A 21,280-nucleotide genomic window follows, 5' to 3' on the forward strand; every position below is an offset into this window, starting at 1 on the left:
AGCAGGCTGGACGTCTCCCCACCGCCTTCCCGAAGGGACTCCGATGCGTCTGCTCCGGGACCTGTGGGTCACCTCGCCCCGCCGCATGGCGGTCGTGACCTGCCTGATCGTGTTCGGCGCCGGCGGTCAGGCCGCCGCCGCCGCGCTGGCCGGTCCCGTCCTGGTGCACCGCTCCGCCGGGTTCTTCGCGCTGCTGGCGGTGGCGCTGGTCGCCGCCGTGCTCACCGACCTCGTGGTCAGCCTGCTGATGGCCGGGCTGACCGCCGACTGGTCCGCCGACGTGCGCCGCCGGCTGTGTCGGGTGGCGTTCGGGCAGGACCTGCCGACCCTGGAGACCACTCCGGTCGGCGAGCTGCTCGACCGCATCGACGGCGACGTCTACCAGGTCGCCGCCGCGGTGCGCAACCAGGGCGTACGGATCGCGCAGGCGCTGACGACGGGCCTGCTCTCGACGGTCGTCGCCCTCGCGGTCTGGTGGCCGGCCGGTGTCGGGATGCTGCTGCTCACGGTGCTGCTCGCGGTCGGCCTGCGCCGGCCCACCGCGCGGATCGCCCCGGCCCGGATGGCGGAGGAGGAGGCGTGGTCCGACCTCGCCGCCGTGATGGAGGAGGCCGTCCACGGCCAGGACGACGTGCGGACCAGCCTGGCCCGGCCGTACGTGCTGCGCCTCTACGCCCGGCGGGCGGCCGAGGTGCTCGACCGGGGCGTCCGCGTGTGGCGGATGTCGGCCCGGGTCACCACGGTGGCCGCCGGCGCCACCCTGGCCGGGATCGCCGCGGTGGTGCTCGGCGGCGCTTGGGCGCTGGTCGCCGGCCGGGTCGACGGCGCCCGGCTCACCGCCGTCTGGCTGCTCGCGATCGGGTTCGGCATGACCGTCGAGCACGTCAGCCGGATGGTCCCCGAGCTCCAGTACGCCCTCGGCGCGTGGGGCCGGGTGCAACTGCTGGCGAACTCCCCGCAGGAGCCCGTGGGCGGGGCCGCCCCGACCGAGGGCGACCTGCTGGTCCGCGGCCTCACCTTCCGCTACCCGAGCGCCGAGCCGGACGGCGGGCGCGGCCCCGCGCTGCGCGACGTCCACCTGACCTTCGCCCGTGGCCGCTCGTACGCCCTCGTCGGCCGGACCGGCTCCGGCAAGTCCACCCTGGCGAAGATCCTCACCCGGGCCGTCGACGTGCCGCCGGGGACGGTCTTCCTGGCCGGCCGCGACGTGCGCGACCTCGACGTCGAGCAGCTGCGCCGGTGGATCGCCGTGGTGCCCCAGCGCACGGAGATCCTCGCCGGCACCCTCGCCGAGAACGTCGCGCTGTTCGAGCCGGAACTGCGCGACGCCGCCGCCCGGGCGCTGCACGAGCTGGGCCTGGCGGGCTGGATCGCCGAGCTGCCCGACGGCCTGGAGACCCGGCTCGGCGAGGGTGGGCACGTGCTCTCGGCGGGGCAGGAGCAACTTGTCGCCTTCGCCCGGATCCTGGTGCGCGACCCGCACGTGGTGATCCTCGACGAGGCCACCGCCCGTCTCGACCCGGTCACCGAGGCGCGGGTGCAACAGGCCACCGAGCGGCTGCTGCGCGACCGGATCGGCATCGTCATCGCGCACCGCCTCTCGTCCGTACGCCGCTGCGACGAGGTGGTGGTGATGGCCGACGGGGCGGTGGTCGAGGCGGGCCCGCTGCGGGAGTCGGCCCGCTTCGCCGACCTGCTCGCCAGCAGCCACGCCACCGCGTACGCGCACGCGGGATCGGGGGCCCGGTCCGGCGGGGTGGACCTGCTGCCCGGCCCGCCGGACCCGTGGCCGCCCGCCGGCCCCGACGCGGTGGAGCCGGCGGTCGGGCGGCCGGCCGCGCCCGACGGTGACCCGACGCCGGCGGCACCGGTGGAGCCCGAGGCGACGGTCCCGGCGCCGCCCCGGGGGCTGCGGGGCCTGCGCGGGCTGCGGGAGGTCCTGCGGCTGTGCGTCAACGACGCCCGGTACGGGCTGGCCTCGCTCGCGATGTTCGTGCTGCTGGTGGTCCTCGGGATGGACGGGCCGGTGCTGCCCTGGCTCTGGGCCGACCTGGTCGACGGCGTCGGGGACCCCTGGCTGCCGGCGGTGGGGATCGTCGCCGCCCTGCTGGTCACCCTGCCGGTGCACTGGTTCACCGGCTACCGGTTCCCGCAGTGGTGGGTCCGGCAGATGCTGCGGATCAGCCTGCGGCTGGTGCACGGGCAGACCGGGCCGCGCCGGGTCAGCGGGCACACCCCGGCGGAGGTGGTGGCCCAGGGCGGCGACACCGAGCGGGTGGTGCAGCTCGCCGACAACGTGAGCGACCAGGGGATCTCGCTCGTGCTGCTGGCCGCGATGACGGCCGTGACCGGCAGCGTCGTTCCGGGGCTGTTCTTCGCCGGGACGATGGTGGTCTCCGGGCTGGCCGCGACGCTGTTCGGGCCGCGGCTGGAACGCTCCGCCCGGGCCACCGTCGCCGCGCGGGCCGCGTTCGCCACCGCCCTGGTCTCCTCGCTGTCGGCCGCCCGTACGGTGAAACTGGCCGGGGCCACCCGGCCGGTGCTGGCCCACCTGGCCGACCTCGACGTGGTCCGCAGCGAGCGGCAACGCCGCGAGATCGCGGTGCAGGTGTGGTCGCGGTCGACCCCGTCGCTGGTCAGCGGCCTGCTGCCGATCGGCGCGTGGGCGCTGTTCCTGGCCGGCGAGCTGTCGGCCGGCGCCACCCTGGTCGCGGTCGCCACCCTGGCGGCGGCCCGCTGGTTCGCCTGGACGACGGCGTCGCTGATCTCGCAGATCCCCTCCGCGCGGGTGTGGACGCGGCGGACGGTGGCGATGACCGGGGTGGCGGCGTACTCGGCGGCGGTGCCGGACGTGGACCTCGGCGCGGGCACCGCGCCGGCGCCGGACGTGCCGCCCCGGCGCCCGCTGAGCCGGCTGGAGCTGACGGGCTTCGGGGTCCGGCACACCGACGGGACGGTGGCCGTCCGCGACGTCGACCTGACGGTGGAACGCGGCCAGTTGGTGCTGGTCGTCGGGCCGGTCGGCTCGGGCAAGTCGTCGCTGCTGCGGGCGCTCGCCGGCATCGCGCCGCACACCGGCCTGCTGACCTGGAACGGCGAGCCGGTCACCGAGCCGGAGCTGTTCCTGCGCCCCAACCAGGTGGGCTACGTCGGCCAGTTGCCCCGGGTGCTCTCCGGCACGGTGGCCGACAACATCACGCTGGGCCACCAGGTGGACGCCGCCGCGGCGGTGTCGACCGCCCAGCTCGACCACGACCTGGCGGCGGCCGGGGGCGGGCTCGGGCTGCTGATCGGGCACAAGGGCACCCGGCTCTCCGGCGGGCAGTTGCAGCGCCTCGCGCTGGCCCGGGCGCTCGCGCCGCGTACCGAGCTGCTGGTCGCCGACGACGTGTCCTCGGCGCTGGACGTCACCACGGAGCTGGCGCTCTGGCAGGCCCTGCGCGAGCACGGGGTGACCGTGGTGGGCTCGACCTCGAAGCGGGCGGCCCTGGTGCGGGCCGACCACGTCGTGGTCCTGCGGTCCGGCACGGTCGCCGCCCAGGGCCCCTGGCGCGACCTGGAACCGCACTGGTCCCACCTGGCCGGCTGACCCGCCCGCCCCGGCTCCGAGCCGGGGAGGGGTGGGGTCAGAGGGCGCGGGTGTACTGGGCGGGCCAGGTGGGGGTGGCGCCGAGCTTGGCGGCGGCGCGGTGCGGCCAGTACGGGTCGCGCAGGAGTTCGCGCCCGAGCAGGACCAGGTCGGCGTCGCCGGCGGCGACGATCTCCTCGGCCTGCTCCGGCTCGACGATCAGGCCGACCGCGCCGGTGGCGACGCCCGCCTCGCGGCGTACCCGGGCGGAGAGCGGCACCTGGTAGCCCGGGCCGACGGGGATCGTGGCGGTGCTGGACGCGCCGCCCGAGGAGCAGTCGACGAGGTCGACCCCGGCGCCGGCCAGCTCGCCGGCGAGCACCACGCTGTCCTCGACCGTCCAGCCGTCGGGCTCCCAGTCCGTGGCGGAGATCCGGGTCAGCACGGGCACGTCCTCGCCGACCGTCGCGCGGACCGCGCGGGCCACCTCCAGGGTCAGCCGCATCCGGCCGGCCCGGTCCCCGCCCCAGCCGTCCCGCCGCTGGTTGGTCAGGGGCGAGAGGAACTCGTGCAGCAGGTAGCCGTGCGCGGCGTGGATCTCCACGGCGGCGAATCCGGCGTCGACCGCCCGCCCGGCCGCCGCCGCGAACGCCTCGACCACGCCGGCGATCCCGGCCTCGTCCAGGGCGGTCGGCACCCGGTAGTCGGGCACGAACGGCGTCGACCCGGGGCCGACCGGCGTCCACCCGCCCTCGGCGTCGGGCACCCCGCCCCGGCGCGGCGCCCACGGCCGGTAGGTCGACGCCTTGAACCCGGCGTGCGCGAGCTGTACCGCCGGCACGGCGCCGTGCGCCGCGACGAACGCGGTCACCGGCCGCCAGGCGTCGACGTGCGCCCCGGACCAGAGCCCGGTGTCCTGGGGGCTGATCCGTCCCTCCGGCACCACCGCGGTGGCCTCGGTCAGCACCAGGCCGGCGCCGCCGACCGCCCGGCCGCCCAGGTGCACCAGGTGCCAGTCGGTGGGCAGGCCGTCCGGGCCGGCGGTGTACTGGCACATCGGCGCCAGGGCGATCCGGTTGGGCAGGGTCACCGCGCGCAGGGCCAGCGGCGTGAACAGGACACTCATGTCGCGATCCTCTCTACCGGCCGAGGAGGACCTCCCACGGAGGTCCTCCTCGGCGTCGACGCGCCCGTCGGTGGTGGACGTCGCCCGGACGTCCCGCCGGGGCCGTGGCGGGCGTGGTCCGCCGGGGCCGTGCCGCAGCGGCGTCCCGCGTCGGCGGGCGGGAGGAGTCCTCAGGCCGGGACGGGGCTGAGGTCCTCCGGCCGGCGGGACCGGGCGTCGGCGTCGGCGTCCGCCGGGTCGAGCGGCGAGCGCCGGCCGGCCGAGTCGTACGCGGTCCGGTCCAGCGTGCCCTCGCGGGCCGCGACGACGGTCGGCACCAGCGCCTGACCGGCCACGTTGGTGGCGGTGCGGATCATGTCGAGGATCGGGTCGATCGCCAGCAGCAGGCCGGCGCCGGCCAGCGGCAGGCCCAGCGTGCTCAGGGTCAGCGTGAGCATCACGATCGCGCCGGTCAGGCCGGCGGTGGCGGCCGAGCCGACCACCGACACGAAGGCGATCAGCAGGTAGTCGGTGACGCCGAGGTCCACCCCGAAGACCTGGGCGACGAAGATCGCCGCGAGGGCCGGGTAGATCGCCGCGCAGCCGTCCATCTTCGTGGTCGCGCCGAACGGCACCGCGAACGAGGCGTACTCGCGGGGGACGCCGAGCCGCTCGACCGAGCGCTGGGTCACCGGCATCGTGCCCACCGAGGACCGGGAGACGAAGGCCAGCTCGATCGCGGGCCAGGCGCCGGCGAAGAAGCGCAGCGGGTTGAGCCGGCCGGCGGCCAGCAGCACCAGCGGGTAGACCACGAACAGCACGATCGCGCAGCCGACGTAGACGGCGGTGGTGAACTTCGCGAGCGGGGCCACGAGGTCCCAGCCGTACGAGGCGACGGCGTTGCCGATCAGGCCGAGCGTGCCGATCGGGGCGAGCCGGATGACCCACCAGAGCGCCTTCTGGACGATCTCCAGCAGCGCCCGGTTGAGTGCCACGAACGGCTCGGCCTTCTCGCCGACCAGCAGCGCCGCGGCGCCGACGACGAGGGCCAGGAAGACGATCTGGAGCACGTTGCCCTCGACGAACGCGCCGACCGGGTTGGTCGGCACGATGCCGGTGAGGAAGTCGGTCCAGGAGCCGGTCCGCTTCGGGGCGGCGGCGCTGGCGGTGTCCAGGGTGACGCCGCGGCCGGGGTTGGTGAGCAGGCCGAGCCCGATGCCGACGGCCACCGCGACCAACGCGGTGGCGCCGAACCAGAGCAGGGTCTTCAGCGCGAGCCGGGCGGCGTTGGCCACCCCCCGCAGACTGACGACGCTGACCACGATGGCGGTGAAGACCAGCGGCGGCACGGCCAGCTTGAGTAGCTGGACGAAGAGGCCGCCGACGGTGTCGAGGGTGCTGGTGAGCCAGCTCAGGTCGTTGGCGCGGGCGAGGAAGCCGAGCGCCACGCCGAGGACGAGGCCGAGCAGGATCTGCACGGAGAAGGGGATCTTGCGCAGGGCGGAAGCCATGAGGATGTGTCCCAGGGTCTGGAGGGTCGAACGGGGCAGCGTCAGGAGAGCGGCTGCGCCGGACAGATGCCGCTGGCCTGCAGTCGGAGGTCGACATACAGGCGCACGGTGAGGTGCCAGACGTTGGTCATCGCCCGCCGAGGCTATCCCCCCGGCGCGACCGATCGGAAGGATCGACTCCGGTGACGCTCCTTACAGTAGGGCGGGGAAATGACCCTTTTCTCCATCGGAGGCGTCAACAGGGCGCCCTTCCCTGCCGGCGCAGGGCGATGGTGGTGGCGGTGGCGGCGGCCCAGAGAAGCGCCACCAGCAGCAGCAGTCGCTCCAGCACCCCGACCAGGGCGCCCCGGCCCACCGCGAGCATCGCCAGCCCCACCAACCCGGCCAGCGGCAGCGCCACCGCCGCCGCCCCGGCGGCCAGCCGGCGCAGCGACCGGTCGGCCCCGGGCGGGAAGGCGATCGCCAGCATCGCGAAGACCACCGCCGCGGTCGCGACGATGCTCGCCCCGCCGTGCACCAGGTCGGCCGCCGTGGCCCGCTCGAACGGCGGCAGCGGGCAGCCCGCGCTGCACGTCACCGCGCCCGAGACCAGGGTGCAGACGCTCCCCGCGGCGAGCAGCGCGGCCGCGACCCGCAGCCCCGCCGGCAGCGCCGCCGCGAGCAGCAGCAGCGCCGCGGCGAGGGCGAAGACCCCGATCCGGTACGCCGGGGCGTACGCGCTGTCGGTGACGCCCGCCTCGCTGACGTACCCGGTCAGGCCCGGGCCGGGACCGGCGACCACGGCGACGGTCACGGCGGTCGCGCCCGCGACGATGCAGCCGGTGGCGGCCGACGCGGCGGCGGCCCGGGACGGGGAGACGGTCGGGCCCGCCCGGCGCGGCTCGGCCATGCCGGGGGCGGCGGTCGGGTCCGCCCGGCGCGGCTCAGCCACGCCCGTGCGGCGTCGTCCAGCCGGAGGTGTCGGGGCCGAGCGGGACGATGCCCGTCGGGTTGATCGCCGCGTGGGTGCCGTAGTAGTGCCGCTTGATGTGGTCGAAGTCGACCGTCTCACCGAAGCCCGGCGTCTGGAACAGGTCCCGCGCGTACGCCCAGAGCACCGGCATCTCGGTGAGCTTCTGCCGGTTGCACTTGAAGTGCCCGTGGTACGCCACGTCGAAGCGGACCAGGGTGGTGAACAGCCGCACGTCGGCCTCGGTGATCGCGTCGCCCATCAGGTAACGCCGGCCCGCCAGCCGCTCCGACAGCGCGTCGAGCCGGGCGAACAGCGCCGTGAACGCCTCCTCGTACGCGGCCTGCGAGGTGGCGAAGCCGCAGCGGTAGACGCCGTTGTTGACGTCCCGGTGGATCTCCGCCATCAGCGCGTCCATCTCCGGGCGGAGCGCCACCGGGTAGAGGTCCGGCGCGTCCGGCCTGTGCAGGCTGCGCCACTCGGTGGAGAAGTCGAGGGTGAGCTGCGGATAGTCGTTGGTGACCACCCGCCCGGTGCGCGTGTCGACCAGGGCCGGCACGGTGACCCGCCCGGTGTAGTCGGGATCCGTGGCCAGGTACGCCTCGGAGAGGAAGCCGATGCCGAGCACCGGGTCGAACCCGTCCGGGTCGAGGCTGAACCGCCAGCCGCGCTCGTCGCGGATCGGGTCGACCGTGCCGAGCGAGATCGCGTCCTGGAGGCCGAGCAGGTTACGGACGATCCGGGCCCGGTGCGCCCAGGGGCAGGCCCGGCACCAGATCAGCCGGTAGCGGCCCGGCTCCAGCGGCCAGCGGTCCTGGTCGTCGGGGCCGCCCCCGGCGGGGGAGGTCGAGTGGGGGGTGACCCGACCGGTGAACCGGTTGGGCTGGCGGACGAACGCGCCACTGCCGCTGGTCTCTGCGCTGAACTGGGCCCGGGCCATGCCGTCAACCTATCCGCTGGGCGCGCGGATATCCTGGCGGCCGGGCGACCCCGTGACCCGGAAGCGCCCGCCCCCGCCCCTTCCCACCCCCCGAAGGATCGCGCTGATGACCGTGGCATACCTGGTGGCCGGTGTCCGCACCCCGATCGGCCGGTACGGCGGCGCCCTCGCCGGCGTCCGCCCCGACGACCTGGCCGCGCACGTGATCCGCGAGCTGGTCGCCCGGCACCCCTCCGTGGACTGGGCGCGGGTGGACGACGTGATCCTGGGCTGCGCCAACCAGGCCGGGGAGGACAACCGCAACGTGGCCCGGATGGCGGCGCTGCTCGGCGGGCTGCCCGAGGAGGTGCCCGGCAGCACGGTCAACCGGCTCTGCGGTTCCGGCCTCGACGCCCTGGCCACCGCCGCCCGGTCGATCGTGGCCGGCGAGGCCGACCTCGTCGTGGCCGGCGGGGTGGAGAGCATGAGCCGCGCCCCGTTCGTGATGCCGAAGGCGACGACCCCGTACTCCCGCAACGCCGAGGTCTACGACACCACCATCGGCTGGCGGCTGGTCAACCCGCTGATGGAGAAGCACTGGGGCATCGACTCCATGCCGGAGACCGCGGAGAACGTCGCCGCCGAGTACGGCGTCGGCCGGGCCGAGCAGGACGAGTTCGCGTGCCGGTCGCAGCAGCGGGCCGCGAAGGCGCAGGCCGACGGCCGGTTCGCCGAGGAGATCGTGCCGGTGACCGTGCCGGCGGGGCGGCGCGAGACGAAGCTCGTCGAAGTCGACGAGCACCCCCGGGAGACCTCCCTGGAGAAGCTGGCCGCGCTGCCCACCCCGTTCCGCGAGGGCGGCACGGTGACCGCCGGCAACTCCTCCGGCGTCAACGACGGCGCGGTGGCGCTGCTGGTCGCCTCCGAGGCGGCCGTGACCCGGTACGGCCTGACCCCCCTGGCCCGGGTCGCCGGAGCCGCCGCGGCCGGCGTACCGCCCCGGACCATGGGCGTCGGGCCGGTGCCGGCCACCCGGAAGCTGCTCGACCGGCTCGGCGTCGGCCTCGACGCGGTCGACGTGATCGAGCTGAACGAGGCGTTCGCCGCGCAGTCCGTCGCGGTGCTGCGCGAGCTGGGCCTGCCCACCGACGCCGAGCACGTCAATCCGAACGGCGGGGCGATCGCACTCGGGCACCCGCTCGGCGCGAGCGGCGCCCGGCTGGCCCTGACCGCCGCGCTGGAGCTGCGCCGCCGGGGCGGGCGGCGGGCGCTCGCCACCATGTGCGTCGGCGTGGGGCAGGGCATCTCGCTGCTGCTGGAGTCCGCTGGCTGACCCGTCGCCGGTCGGCGGGGCGGCCGGCCCGTCCCGGGTCCGCCGCCCCCGCCGGACGGAGGGGGCGCGGGCGTGCCCGGCCGGTGCCCGGTGTCCGGTCGGTGACGGACACCGGACGGGCCGACGAAGTGGGTCATGGGACCTCCCCGTGCAGGGAGTGGGCGGCCTAGAGTGGTGGGCACCACTCGATCCGCGGGTCGGCCGGTGTGGCTCCGCGTGTCCCCCCACGCGCCCCGACGCCGGTTCCCTCCCGCACCGCGGCGACGACATGGGGTGCAGCAGTGCAGATGCCGGACGGACTTCCCGCCGAGATCGACCTCTCCCGGCCGAGCGCGGCCCGGGTCTACGACTACTTCCTCGGCGGGGCGCACAACTTCGAGATCGACCGGCAGCTCGCCGAGCAGATCGCCGGCATGACCCCCAACCTGGCGGCCACCATGCGCGCCGGCCGCGAATTCCTGCGCCGGGCCGTGCGTACGCTGCTGGACGCCGGGATCGACCAGTTCCTCGACATCGGCTCCGGCATCCCGACCGTCGGCAACGTGCACGAGGTCGCCCAGACGGCCAACCCGAAGGCCCGGGTGGTCTACGTCGACATCGACCCGGTCGCGGTGGCGCACAGCCGGGAGCTGCTCGCCGGCAACGAGCTGACCGGCGTGATCCACGCCGACCTGCGCGAGCCGGAGCGGATCCTGACCGAGGCCCGTGAGCTGGCGCTGCTCGACTTCAGCCGGCCGCTGGGCATCCTGCTCGCCGGGGTGGTCCACTTCATCCCGGACGCCGACCGACCCGGCGACGTCCTGGCCACCCTGCGGGCCGCCGCCGCCCCGGGCAGCTTCCTGGTCATCTCGCACTCCACCTTCGAGGACCAGCCGCAGGAGATGCTCGACGCGCAGCGCCTCTCGGCGCGTACCGACACCGAGATCACGCTGCGTTCGCGGGCCGAGGTCACCAGCTTCTTCGGCGACTGGACGATCCTGGAGCCGGGCGTGGTGCACATGCCGCTCTGGCGTCCGGACTCGCCGTCCGACGTGGACGACCAGCCGGAGCGGTTCGGTGCCTTCGGCGGCGTCGCCCGGTACGACCAGCCCACCGCCTGAGCGCATGGGCGCCGTCCCGGAGCCCGGCGGCGACGACCTCAGCCGGTCGGGCGCCCTGCGGTACGCGACCGAGTGGTCCCGGGCGGTGCGCCGGCTCGGCTTCGTGCCGCTCAGCGCGGCCGAGACCGAGCGGCTGCTGCACCTGCACACCGTCCGGCTGGCGCAGGCCGTGCTCGCCGAACCCTTCTCGGCCCTGCCGGCCGAGGAGGTCGGGCGCGCGCTGGTCGAGGAGCACCTGACGGAGCCGCGGGTGCTCGACTGGTCGGTGCGGGCCCTCGGCGCGCGCTTCCTCCCCGAGGTGCTGCCCGCCCGGGCGCACCACGACGAGACGGTGGAGCGGGTCGCGGCCCTGCAGGGCGGGCTGGCCGCCGGGTTCGCCCGCGCCCTGCGCGACCGCACCTTCGCCCAGCAGGAGCGGATCGCCCGCTCGGCGTGGCAGGCGCGCGACGAGGTGGAGCAGGCCCTGCGGGACAGCGAGGCCCGGTTCCGGGCGGTCTTCGTCGGGGCGCCCACGGGCATCGGCATCGCCGGCGTCGACGGTCGGATCATCGACGTCAACCAGGCGTTCGCGGACATGCTCGGCTACTCCGTCGCGGAGCTGCGGCAGATCAACGTGGCGTCGCTGTTCCACGCCGACGACGCGGCCGGGATGTGGGAGCTCTACCAGGAGCTGGTCGGGGGCAAGCACGACAGCGCCCGGGTGGAGAAGCGCTACCACCGCAAGGACGGCAGCGTGGTCTGGACCGACCTGTCCGTCTCGCTGATCCGGCACGACGACGGCCGGCCCCGGTTCACCGTCGCGATGATCGAGGACATCACCGAGCGGTACGAGCTCCAGCAGCGGCTGCGCTTCCAGGCGCTGCACGACCCGCTCACCGGCCTGCCCAACCGGACCCTGTTCTTCGAGACGCTGGGCCGGGTCTTCGAAATGGCCGACGCGGACCACCGCGTCGGGGTCTGCTTCCTCGACCTGGACGGCTTCAAGGCGGTCAACGACAGCCTCGGCCACGACCTCGGTGACCGGCTGCTCGTGGTGATCGCCCGGCGGCTCGCCGACTGCGTCGCCGGGCGCGGCCACCTGGTCGCCCGGATGGGCGGGGACGAGTTCGTCATCCTGGTCGACGACGGCACCGGCCTCGACGACGCGGTGGCCGTCGCCGAGGCGGCTCTGGCCGCCGTGTCCGCCCCGGTCCGGATCGGCGAGCACCAGCTCGCCGTCTCGGCGAGCGTCGGCATCGTCGAGTGTCCCGTCGGCGGGACGAGCGCCTCGGAGCTGATGAAGGCCGCCGACACCACGCTCTACTGGGCGAAGGCGGAGGGCCGTGGCCGGTGGGCGGTCTACGACCCGGAGCGTGGCGCCCGGGACATCGCCCGCTCCGCGCTGGCCGCCGGGCTGCCGGCGGCGCTGGACCGGGAGGAGTTCGTGCTCCACTACCAGCCGATCGTGTCCCTGCTGGAGGGCTCGATGCTGGCCGTGGAGGCGCTGGTCCGCTGGCAGCACCCGGAGCTGGGGCTCATCGGGCCGGACCGGTTCATCGGGCTGGCGGAGGAGACCGGCCTGATCGTCCGGCTCGGCGAGTGGGTGCTGCGGCAGGCCTGCCGGGACGCGGAGGAGTGGCGGCGCGAGTTCCCCGCGGCCCGGCTGGTGGTCAGCGTCAACCTGGCCGCCCGGCAGGCCGACGACCCGCGGATCGTGGAGACCGTCGCCGACGCGCTGGCCTCCACCGGGCTCCCGGCCGGGCTGCTGCAACTGGAGCTGACCGAGAGCGCCGTGATGGGCACCGCGGGGGAACCGCTGCGGTCGCTGCACCGGCTGGCCGCGCTGGGCGTACGGCTGGCGATCGACGACTTCGGCACCGGCTACTCGAACCTGGCGTACCTGCGGCGGCTGCCGATCCACTGCCTCAAGCTGGCCGGCCCGTTCGTCGAGGGGATCCGGGGCGACGGCCCGGAGGCGGCCACCGGCCACCGGGACGAGCGGATCGTGGACGCGCTGGTGCGGCTGGCGCACGCGTTGGAGCTGTGGGTCACCGCGGAGGCGGTCGAGACCGGGGTGCAGGCCGAGCGGCTGCGGGCGCTGCGCTGCGACACCGGGCAGGGGCGGTACTTCGGCCCGCCGGCGCCGGCGGCGGAGATCACGGCCCGGCTGCGCGGCGGCGGGCACGGAGCCGCGGCATGAGCCTCACCGACACCGAGGCGGCCGTCGCCGCCCTCGCCGCGCTGGCCATCCTCGCCGGGCTGGCCGGCGTGGTGGTGCCCGGCCTGCCGGCGCTGCCGCTGTGCTGGGGCGGGGTGCTGGTCTGGGCGCTCTTCGGCGGCGCCGGGCCGGGGCGCTGGGCGGTGCTCGCCGCCGCCACGGTGGTCGTCGCCGGTGGCACCGTCGTGAAGTACGCCTGGCCGGGGCGGAACCTGAAACGCACCGGGGTGCCCACCTCGTCGCTGCTCGCCGGCGGCGTGCTGGGACTGGTCGGCTTCTTCGTCGTGCCGGTGGTCGGGCTGGTGCTCGGCTTCGTCGGCGGGGTGTGGGCGGCGGAGCGACTGCGGCTGGGCGACTCGCGGCTGGCCTGGCCGGCGACGAAGCAGGCCGTGGCGGCGGCCGGCCTGTCCATGCTGGTCGAGTTCCTCGCCGGCCTGCTCGTGGCGGCGCTCTGGGTCGCCGGCCTGCTGCTGACCTGACGGGTCCGCACCGACCCTCACCGTCGTCGGCGTGTTGGTGGGCGGCGGCGCGGGGCGGGCGTCGGGTACGGCGCAGCGCCGCACGGGTGAGAGAGAGGTGACGTGCCCCGCGCCGCCGCGGTGCCGGGGCGGTCCGAGCGCCCGGCGGTGGCCCGTCGCGATCGGGCCTGGTCACGGGCTCAAGCATGCGGCGTACGCGCCCGGACGGCAACGCAATTTGCCCGCTCGCCGGGCCGGTCGGCGGGAGCGCCTCGCGGGCTGGGCATTGACGGTGGTCAGGTTAGCCAGTAGACCTTGGTGATGGAGGCCCGCCGATGAGGAAAGCTCCGCTCACGTTGGAACAGCTGCGGGTCGCCACAGCCGAGGGCGAGATCGACACCGTGGTGCTGGCCCTGGTGGACATGCAGGGCCGGTTGCAGGGCAAGCGGTTCCACGCCCCCTACTTCCTCGACCACGTCGTCGCGCACGGCAGCGAGGGCTGCAACTACCTGCTCGCCGTGGACGTCGACATGAACACCGTCGACGGGTACGCGATGTCGAGCTGGGAACGCGGCTACGGCGACTTCGCCATGGTGCCGGACTTCGACACGCTGCGTCGGGTGCCCTGGCAGCCGGGCAGCGCGCTGCTCCTGGCGGACCTGGCCTGGCTGGACGGGTCAGGGCCGGTGGCCGCCTCGCCCCGGCAGATCCTGCGCCGTCAGCTGGACCGGATGGCGGGTCACGGGCTGACCGCCTACGCCGGCACGGAGCTGGAGTTCGTGCTGTTCCGCGACTCCTACGAGGACGCCTGGCGGCGCGGCTACCGGGAGCTGACCCCCGCCAATCAGTACAACGTGGACTACTCCCTGCTCGGCACCGCCCGGGTGGAGCCGCTGCTGCGCCGCATCCGCCGGGAGATGGCAGGGGCGGGGCTGACCCCCGAGAGCGCGAAAGGGGAGTGCAACCTCGGCCAGCACGAGATCGCCTTCCGCTACGACGAGGCGGTGGCCTGTGCCGACCACCACGTCATCTACAAGAACGGGGCGAAGGAGATTGCCGCCCAGGAGGGCATGTCGATCACCTTCATGGCCAAGCCGAACGAGCGGGAGGGCAGCTCCTGCCACATCCACTTCTCGCTGCGTGACGCGGACGGCCGGTCGGCGCTGCTCGGCGACGGGCCGGCGCACCTGTCGGCGACCGGGCGGCGGGTGCTGGCCGGGCTGCTCGCCACCATGCAGGAGTTCAGCCTCCTGTTCGCCCCGAACGTCAACTCCTACAAGCGCTACCAGCCCGGATCGTTCGCCCCGACCGCGCTGCGGTGGGGCACGGACAACCGCACCTGCGCCCTGCGGCTGGTCGGGCACGGGCAGGGCATGCGGGTGGAGAACCGGGTCCCGGGGGCGGACGTGAACCCGTACCTGGCCATCGCCGCGCTGGTCGCCGGCGCCGTGCACGGCATCGAGCGCGGGCTGGAGCTGGGCGAGGAGTGCACCGGCAACGCGTACGACGACCCGGCCGCCGAGCGGGTCCCCGGCACGCTGCGCGACGCCCTCGCCCGGTGGGAGTCCTCGACGGTGGCGGGGGAGGCGTTCGGCGACGAGGTGGTGGCGCACTACGCCAACCAGGCGCGGGTCGAGCTGGCCGCCTTCGACGCCGCCGTGACCGACTGGGAGCTCTTCCGTGGCTTCGAACGCCTCTGACCTCGACCGCGTGATCGACGGGACGGGGTGGGGCCCGTGACCGAGGTGGTGAACCCGGCGACGGGTGAGGTAATCGCGGTCGTGCCGTCGGCGTCGGCCGACGAGGTCGACGCGGCGATCGGGCGGGCGGACGCGGCGTACCCGCGGTGGCGGGCGGTGGCGCCGGGGGACCGGGCGCGCCTGCTGCGCCGGTTCGCCGCGCTGGTGGACGCGCACCTGGAGGAGCTGGCGCAGTTGGAGGTGCGCAACTCGGGGCACACCGTCGGCAACGCGCGGTGGGAGGCGGGCAACGTCCGGGACGTGCTCGACTACTACGCGGGCGCGCCGGAGCGGCTGACCGGGCGGCAGATCCCGGTGCCGGGCGGGCTGGACGTGACGTTCCACGAACCGCTCGGCGTGGTCGGGGTGATCGTGCCGTGGAACTTCCCGATGCCGATCGCGGCCTGGGGCTTCGCGCCGGCGCTGGCGGCCGGCAACACGGTGGTGCTCAAACCCGCCGAGTTGACCCCGCTGACCGCGCTGCGCCTGGCCGAGCTGGCCAGCGAGGCGGGGCTGCCCGAGGACGTCTTCACGGTGCTGCCGGGAGCCGGATCCGTGGTGGGGGAGCGCTTCGTCACCCACCCCGCCGTCCGCAAGGTCTGCTTCACCGGGTCCACCGAGGTCGGCACCCGGATCATGGCCGGCTGCGCCGCGCAGGTGAAGCGGGTGACGCTGGAGCTGGGCGGCAAGAGCGCCAACCTGGTCTTCGCCGACGCCGACCTGGAGAAGGCGGCGGCGACCGCCCCGTACGCCGTCTTCGACAACGCCGGCCAGGACTGCTGCGCCCGGTCCCGGATCCTGGTCCAGCGGCCGGCGTACGACCGCTTCCTGGAGCTGCTCGAGCCGGCGGTGCGGGCGTTGCGGGTGGAGGATCCGGCCCGGGAGAGCGCCGAGATGGGCCCGCTCATCTCCGCCGGCCAGCGGGACCGGGTCGCGGGGTACGTCGACGGGGCGACCGTCGCCTTCACCGGCTCCCGCCCCGACGGGCCCGGCTTCTGGTACGCCCCGACGGTGCTGCTCGCCGACTCCACGACGGACCGGCACTGGCGGGAGGAGATTTTCGGCCCGGTCGTCTCGGTGCTCCCGTTCGACGACGAGGCCGACGCGGTGCGGCTCGCCAACGACACCGAGTACGGCCTGTCCGGCTCGGTCTGGACCCGGGACGTGGGTCGCGCCGTCCGGGTGGCGCGGGCGGTCGAGGCGGGCAACCTCAGCGTCAACTCGCACTCCTCGGTGCGGTACTGGACCCCCTTCGGCGGTATGAAGCGCTCCGGGCTGGGTCGCGAGCTGGGCCCGGACGCGCTGCACGCCTTCACCGACGTCAAGAACGTGTTCATCGCAACGGAGGAGTGAGGCGCGTGCAGGGTCGTCTTCAGGACCGGGTGGCCGTGGTCACCGGTGCGGGCAGCGGGATCGGGCTGGCCACCGTGCGGCGGTTCGCCGCCGAGGGGGCGCGGGTGGTCTGCGTGGACATCGACCCGGAGGCCGGCAAGCGGGCCGCCGACTCCGTGGACGGCGAGTTCGTCGCGGCGGACGTCGCCGACGAGGCGGCCGTACGGGACCTCTTCGACGGGGTGGCCGAGCGGCACGGGCGGGTCGACATCGCGTTCAACAACGCCGGCATCTCCCCGCCGGAGGACGACTCCATCCTGGAGACCGGGCTGGACGCCTGGGAGCGGGTGCTGCGGGTCAACACCACGAGCGTCTACCTCTGCTGCAAGCACGTCATCCCGCACATGCGCCGGCAGGGCAAGGGCTCGATCGTCAACACCGCCTCGTTCGTGGCGCTGATGGGGGCGGCCACCTCGCAGATCGCGTACACGGCGAGCAAGGGCGGGGTGCTGGCGATGACCCGGGAACTGGGCGTGCAGTTCGCCCGGGAGGGCATCCGGGTCAACGCGCTCTGCCCCGGCCCGGTCGCCACCCCGCTGCTGCTGGAACTCTTCGCCGCCGATCCGGAGCGCGCGGCCCGCCGGCTGGTGCACGTGCCGATGGGGCGGTTCGGCAGGCCGGAGGAGATCGCCGCCGCGGTGGCCTTCCTCGCCAGCGACGACGCCTCCTTCATGACCGCCGCGCAGTTCGTGGTCGACGGCGGCATCACCGGCGCGTACGTCACCCCGCTGTGAGCCCGCGCCCTCCGCATGGCGGGGGAGGCGCTGACGGCCGGCCGAGGCGGACGTAACCAGCGACCAAGGCGTGGCATGCGTTACGTTGCTGGCCCGTCAGGGTATTGAGCGGGGCACGGCCGGATGGATCATCGGGCCGAGGCGGGAAGGCCGGAGCGGGAGGCTGCATGAGCTCGGCCCAGGGGGGCGTGGACGAGGGGTGCCCGCCCGACCGCGTCCGGGAAGCGGAGTTTCCCCCGCTGCTCGCCGCGGCGTTCGCGGCCGGCGGCGAGATGGGCGAGCGGATGCGCGCGTTCGACTGGTCCACCACCCCGCTGGGCACCCCGGACCGCTGGCCGGCGGCGCTCTGCGCGGCGGTCGGCATGATGCTCGCCTCCAGCGCCCAGATCGTCATGTTCTGGGGCGAGGAGCAGCTCGCCTTCTACAACGACGCCTACCGGCCGACGATCGGCGGCAAGCACCCGGACGTGCTGGGCCGGCCGGCCCGCGAGCACTGGGCGGAGACCTGGGACGTGCTCGGGCCGCTGCTGGAGGGCGTCCGGCGCGGCTGCCGGTCGTACCGGGCCGAGGACCATCCCTTCCCGCTCGACCGGCACGGCTTCCTCGAGGAGACGTACTTCGACGTCTCGTACGACCCGATCCTGGGCGCCGACGGCACCGTCGACGGCATCTTCTGCATCGTCAACGAGACCACCGGCCGGGTGCTCGGCGAGCGCCGGCTGCGGCTGCTGGCGGAGCTGGGCAGCGAGCTGGCCGAGGTGGGCAGCACGGCGGAGCTGGGCCGGGCCGCCGCCGCGGTGTTCGACCGGCACCGGCCGGACGTGCCGTTCGCCCTGGTGCACCTGCCCGACGACACCGGCCGCCTCGCGCTGTCGGGGCGCAGCGGCGTCGAGGCCGCGGCGGTCACCACGCCGTCCCCGGCGTCGCTCGCCGAGGTCGCCGCCGGCGGCGCCGCCACCACCGTCGCCGTGAGGGACCTGCTCGCCCCGGTCCCGGCCGACGCGACCGAGCGGGCGTTGGTGCTGCCGGTCACCGCGGCGAGCGAGACCGTCGGGACGCTGGTCGTCGGCCTCGCCCGCCGGCTGCCGCTGACCGACGAGTACCGCGACTTCTTCGACCTGGTCGCCGCGCAGGTCTCCCGGGCCGTCGGCAAGCAGCAGGCGTACGAGCACCAGCGCGCCCGCGCCGCCGAGCTGGCCGCCCTCGACCGGGCCAAGACCAACTTCTTCGCCAACATCAGCCACGAGTTCCGCACCCCGTTGACCCTGGTGCTCGGCCCGTTGGAGGACCTGCTCGCCGACCCGGCGCTGCCCGAGGCGTACACGGACCGGCTCACCACCATGCACCGCAACGCGCTGCGGCTGCTCAAGCTCGTCAACACGGTGCTCGACTTCTCCCGGCTGGAGTCCGGTCGGCTGGCCGCCCACTACCAGCCGACCGACCTGGCGGACTACACCTCCCGGCTGGCCAGCACGTTCCGCTCGGCGACCGAGCGGGCCGGGCTGCGCCTGGTGGTGGACTGCCCGCCGCTGCCGGCACCGGTCTTCGTGGACCGGGACATGTGGGAGAAGATCGTCCTCAACCTGGTGTCGAACGCGGTGAAGTTCACCTTCGACGGGGAGATCCGGGTGCGGGTCCACGCCGTCGACGGCGCCGCCCGGCTGGAGGTCGCCGACACCGGCGTCGGCATCGTCCCCGAGGAACTTCCGCAGGTCTTCGAGCGCTTCCACCGGGTGCCGGGGGCGCGCTCGCGCACCCACGAGGGCACCGGGATCGGTCTGGCGCTGGTCCGCGAGCTGGTCGAGATGCACGGCGGCGAGGCGGCCGTCAGCAGCCGCGTCGACGAGGGCAGCACGTTCACCGTGACCGTCCCCTTCGGCACCGGGCACCTGCCGCCCGAACGGGTCGCCGACGCCGATCCCCCGGCGCCGGTCGAGCTGGTGCGGGCCGACCTGTACGTGGCGGAGACCGCCCGCTGGGCCGACGCCGCGGGAGCCGGGGCGACCCGGGTGGCCGGATCGGGCGCCGCCGGGCGGATCCTGGTCGCCGACGACAACGCCGACCTGCGCGAACACGTCACCCGGCTGCTCTCCCCGTCGTGGGAGGTGGTCGCGGTGACCGACGGCGTGGAGGCGCTGCGGCTGGCCGTCGACGGCGCGTTCGACCTGGTGCTGACCGACGTGATGATGCCCCGGCTGGACGGCTTCGGGCTGGTCGCCGCGCTGCGTGCGGACGCGCGTACCCGGCACGTGCCGATCGTGCTGCTCTCGGCCCGCGCCGGCTCCGCCGAGGCGGTCGCCGGGCTCTCGGCCGGCGCCGACGACTACCTCACCAAGCCCTTCTCCGGCCAGGAGCTGATCGCGCGGGTCCGGGCCAACGTCGAGCTGGGCCAGCTCCGCGGCCAGATCATCCGCGGGCTACGGGCGCTGGCCGACGCCGCGGTGGCGGTCAACACCGCCCGATCCACGGCCGACGTGCTCCAGGTCGCCGCGCGGCACGCGCTCAGCCTCGCCGAGGCCGCCCGGGTGGTGGTCTCGGCGACCGGGATGCGCTTCGAGGCCGACGGCGGCGGGTCGGCCCCCGTCGAGCCGTCCTTCGTGCTGCCGCTGACCGGCACCGTCGGCGAGCAGCTCGGCGAGCTGCGGGTCTGGCGGCCGGACGGCGACGGCGCCCGCACCGACGAGGCCGCGCTCACCCAGCTCGCCCGGCTGGTCGGCGTGCGGCTGGAGAACGCCCAGCTCTACGAGGCCGAGCACCGCATCGCCACCACGCTCCAGCACAGCCTGCTGCCCCGGTCGCTGCCGCAGCTGCCGGGCGCCGTCGTCGCCAGCCGCTACCTGCCCGGCAGCGCCGAGGTGGAGGTCGGCGGAGACTGGTACGACGTCGTCGCCCTGTGCGACGACGAGCTGGTGCTGGCCATCGGCGACGTGGTGGGCAAGGGCGTCCGCGCGGCCGCGGCGATGGGCCAGGTCCGCAACGCGCTGCGGGCGTACGTGCTGGAGGGGTTCGACCCGGGGGAGTCGCTGACCCGGCTCAACCGGCTGGTCGGGACGACGGAGGGGCGTTCCTTCGCCACCGTGGTCTGCCTCTGGTTCAGCCCGCGCACCGGCCGGCTGCGGTACGCCAGCGCCGGACACCCCTCGCCGCTGCTGATCCGGGGAGACGACGTGACGTTCCTGCACGACCGGGCGCTCGGCCCGCCCGTCGGGGCGATCCCGGACACGTCCTACCGGACGCACGAGGGGGAGCTGACCCCGGGCAGCCGGCTGCTGCTCTACACCGACGGGCTGATCGAGGACCGGCAGCTCGACATCGACGACGCGCTGGCCCGGCTCAGGCAGGACGCGGCGACGCCCGGCGAGCACGTGACGGACGTGATCGACGCCGTGGTCCGGCGGATCGCCGGGCGGCCCCTGCGCGACGACGTCGCGGTGCTGGCCCTGGAGGCGGCGGAACTCGACCGGTTCGCGCTGCGGCTGCCGGCCGACCCCGCCCGGCTCAGCGTGCTGCGCAAGCGGCTGGAGGACTTCCTCGTCGCCCACTCCGTCAACGAGACGGACCTGTTCGACCTGACCGTCGCCGTCTCCGAGGCGGCCGCCAACGCCATCGAGCACCCCGTCGACCCCGCGGAGCCGACGATCGCCGTCGAGGTGGTCATCGAGGATCGCACCGTGGTGGCCACCGTGCGCGACAGCGGGCGGTGGCGGGAGTCGACCGGGTCGGGCTTCCGCGGGCGGGGGTTGTCCCTCATCAAGGCGCTGGGGGAGCTGTCGGTCACGCGTACCCCCGAGGGGACGGAGGTGACGCTGCGCCGGCGGCTGGCGGACTGAGCACCCGCCGGCGGCGGCCGGAGCGGCGCGGCCCGAGGTCAGGCCGGACGGAGCCAGGTCTGCTCGCCCAGGCCGGCGATGTCCAGCACGCGGCGGACCTGCCGGGACGGCAGGACGGCGAGGGCGTCGGGGAACTGGCGGGCGAGCCGGACCACGGCGTGGATCGCCGCCGAGTCGAAGAAGGTGACCGCCCGCAGGTCGAGCGTCACCCGCTCGGCCGGCTCCCGCAGCACGGTCTGGACCATCGTGTCGGCGGTGGCCATGTCGACCTCGCCGGTCACCACGACGCGGACGTGACCACCGTCGGCCTCCGCGCTGGCGGAGAATACGGGAGGCGCGCCGTCCCCTTGATCCACGCAGCCACAATGGCACAGCCTCCCGGGCGCGGCAACAACCGGGCCGGGCGGGCGGTGGCGGGGGCCGCCCAGCCCCGCGGCGATAGGCT

At 75.0% G+C, this 21,280-nt stretch carries 14 protein-coding genes; 9 read left to right on the forward strand and 5 right to left on the reverse strand.

Annotated features, from left to right (window positions below):
- Positions 1-43 precede the first annotated feature (43 nt).
- A complete protein-coding gene (locus ABT006_RS10415) occupies positions 44-3,589 on the forward strand; it encodes an ATP-binding cassette domain-containing protein (protein WP_350704946.1) in 3,546 nt (1,181 codons plus the stop codon).
- 37 nt (positions 3,590-3,626) lie between these two features.
- On the opposite strand, the gene ABT006_RS10420 is transcribed toward ABT006_RS10415, so the two are convergent.
- The 4 genes from ABT006_RS10420 to ABT006_RS10435 all read right to left on the reverse strand — a co-directional run bounded on the left by ABT006_RS10420 (position 3,627) and on the right by ABT006_RS10435 (position 8,073).
- Positions 3,627-4,694 (reverse strand): NADH:flavin oxidoreductase/NADH oxidase, encoded by a 1,068-nt coding sequence (locus ABT006_RS10420; RefSeq protein WP_350704948.1) that lies wholly within the window; start codon positions 4,692-4,694, stop codon positions 3,627-3,629.
- A 170-nt stretch (positions 4,695-4,864) separates the two neighbouring features.
- Positions 4,865-6,172 (reverse strand): dicarboxylate/amino acid:cation symporter, encoded by a 1,308-nt coding sequence (locus ABT006_RS10425; protein WP_350705131.1) that lies wholly within the window; start codon positions 6,170-6,172, stop codon positions 4,865-4,867.
- Positions 6,173-6,419: 247 nt separating this feature from the next.
- Entirely contained in the window at positions 6,420-7,115 is a 696-nt protein-coding gene (locus tag ABT006_RS10430) for a DUF998 domain-containing protein (protein ID WP_350704950.1), read from the reverse strand.
- Positions 7,108-8,073 carry a glutathione S-transferase family protein gene (locus tag ABT006_RS10435; protein ID WP_350704952.1) on the reverse strand — a complete coding sequence of 322 codons (966 nt, stop codon included), beginning with the start codon at positions 8,071-8,073 and terminating at the stop codon, positions 7,108-7,110. Before ABT006_RS10435 ends, ABT006_RS10430 begins: the two co-directional genes overlap by 8 nt.
- Positions 8,074-8,179: 106 nt before the next feature.
- On the opposite strand from ABT006_RS10435, the gene pcaF reads away from it, so the two are divergent.
- The 8 genes from pcaF to ABT006_RS10475 all read left to right on the forward strand — a co-directional run bounded on the left by pcaF (position 8,180) and on the right by ABT006_RS10475 (position 20,835).
- Positions 8,180-9,385 carry a 3-oxoadipyl-CoA thiolase gene (pcaF, locus tag ABT006_RS10440; protein WP_350704954.1) on the forward strand — a complete coding sequence of 402 codons (1,206 nt, stop codon included), beginning with the start codon at positions 8,180-8,182 and terminating at the stop codon, positions 9,383-9,385.
- A gap of 281 nt (positions 9,386-9,666) precedes the next feature.
- Positions 9,667-10,485: an SAM-dependent methyltransferase gene (locus ABT006_RS10445; RefSeq protein WP_350704956.1), complete on the forward strand. Its 819-nt coding sequence runs from the start codon at positions 9,667-9,669 to the stop codon at positions 10,483-10,485.
- A gap of 4 nt (positions 10,486-10,489) precedes the next feature.
- A complete protein-coding gene (locus ABT006_RS10450) occupies positions 10,490-12,664 on the forward strand; it encodes a putative bifunctional diguanylate cyclase/phosphodiesterase (RefSeq protein ID WP_350704958.1) in 2,175 nt (724 codons plus the stop codon).
- Positions 12,661-13,161 (forward strand): DUF456 domain-containing protein, encoded by a 501-nt coding sequence (locus ABT006_RS10455; protein ID WP_350704960.1) that lies wholly within the window; start codon positions 12,661-12,663, stop codon positions 13,159-13,161. Before ABT006_RS10450 ends, ABT006_RS10455 begins: the two co-directional genes overlap by 4 nt.
- Before the next feature lie 314 nt (positions 13,162-13,475).
- Positions 13,476-14,840 (forward strand): glutamine synthetase family protein, encoded by a 1,365-nt coding sequence (locus tag ABT006_RS10460; RefSeq protein ID WP_350704962.1) that lies wholly within the window; start codon positions 13,476-13,478, stop codon positions 14,838-14,840.
- Positions 14,841-14,876: 36 nt separating this feature from the next.
- On the forward strand, positions 14,877-16,232 hold the full coding sequence (locus tag ABT006_RS10465) for an aldehyde dehydrogenase family protein (protein WP_350704964.1): 1,356 nt from the start codon (positions 14,877-14,879) through the stop codon (positions 16,230-16,232).
- Between the two features lie 5 nt (positions 16,233-16,237).
- Entirely contained in the window at positions 16,238-17,005 is a 768-nt protein-coding gene (locus tag ABT006_RS10470) for a 3-oxoacyl-ACP reductase (RefSeq protein ID WP_350704966.1), read from the forward strand.
- Positions 17,006-17,172: 167 nt separating this feature from the next.
- Positions 17,173-20,835 carry a SpoIIE family protein phosphatase gene (locus ABT006_RS10475; protein ID WP_350704968.1) on the forward strand — a complete coding sequence of 1,221 codons (3,663 nt, stop codon included), beginning with the start codon at positions 17,173-17,175 and terminating at the stop codon, positions 20,833-20,835.
- A gap of 38 nt (positions 20,836-20,873) precedes the next feature.
- Here ABT006_RS10475 and ABT006_RS10480 read toward each other — a convergent pair whose 3' ends face one another.
- A complete protein-coding gene (locus ABT006_RS10480; RefSeq protein ID WP_350704970.1) occupies positions 20,874-21,191 on the reverse strand; it encodes an STAS domain-containing protein in 318 nt (105 codons plus the stop codon).
- Positions 21,192-21,280: the final 89 nt, after the last annotated feature.

This window comes from Micromonospora sp. NPDC002717 (assembly GCF_040295705.1).
GTDB lineage: Bacteria > Actinomycetota > Actinomycetes > Mycobacteriales > Micromonosporaceae > Micromonospora.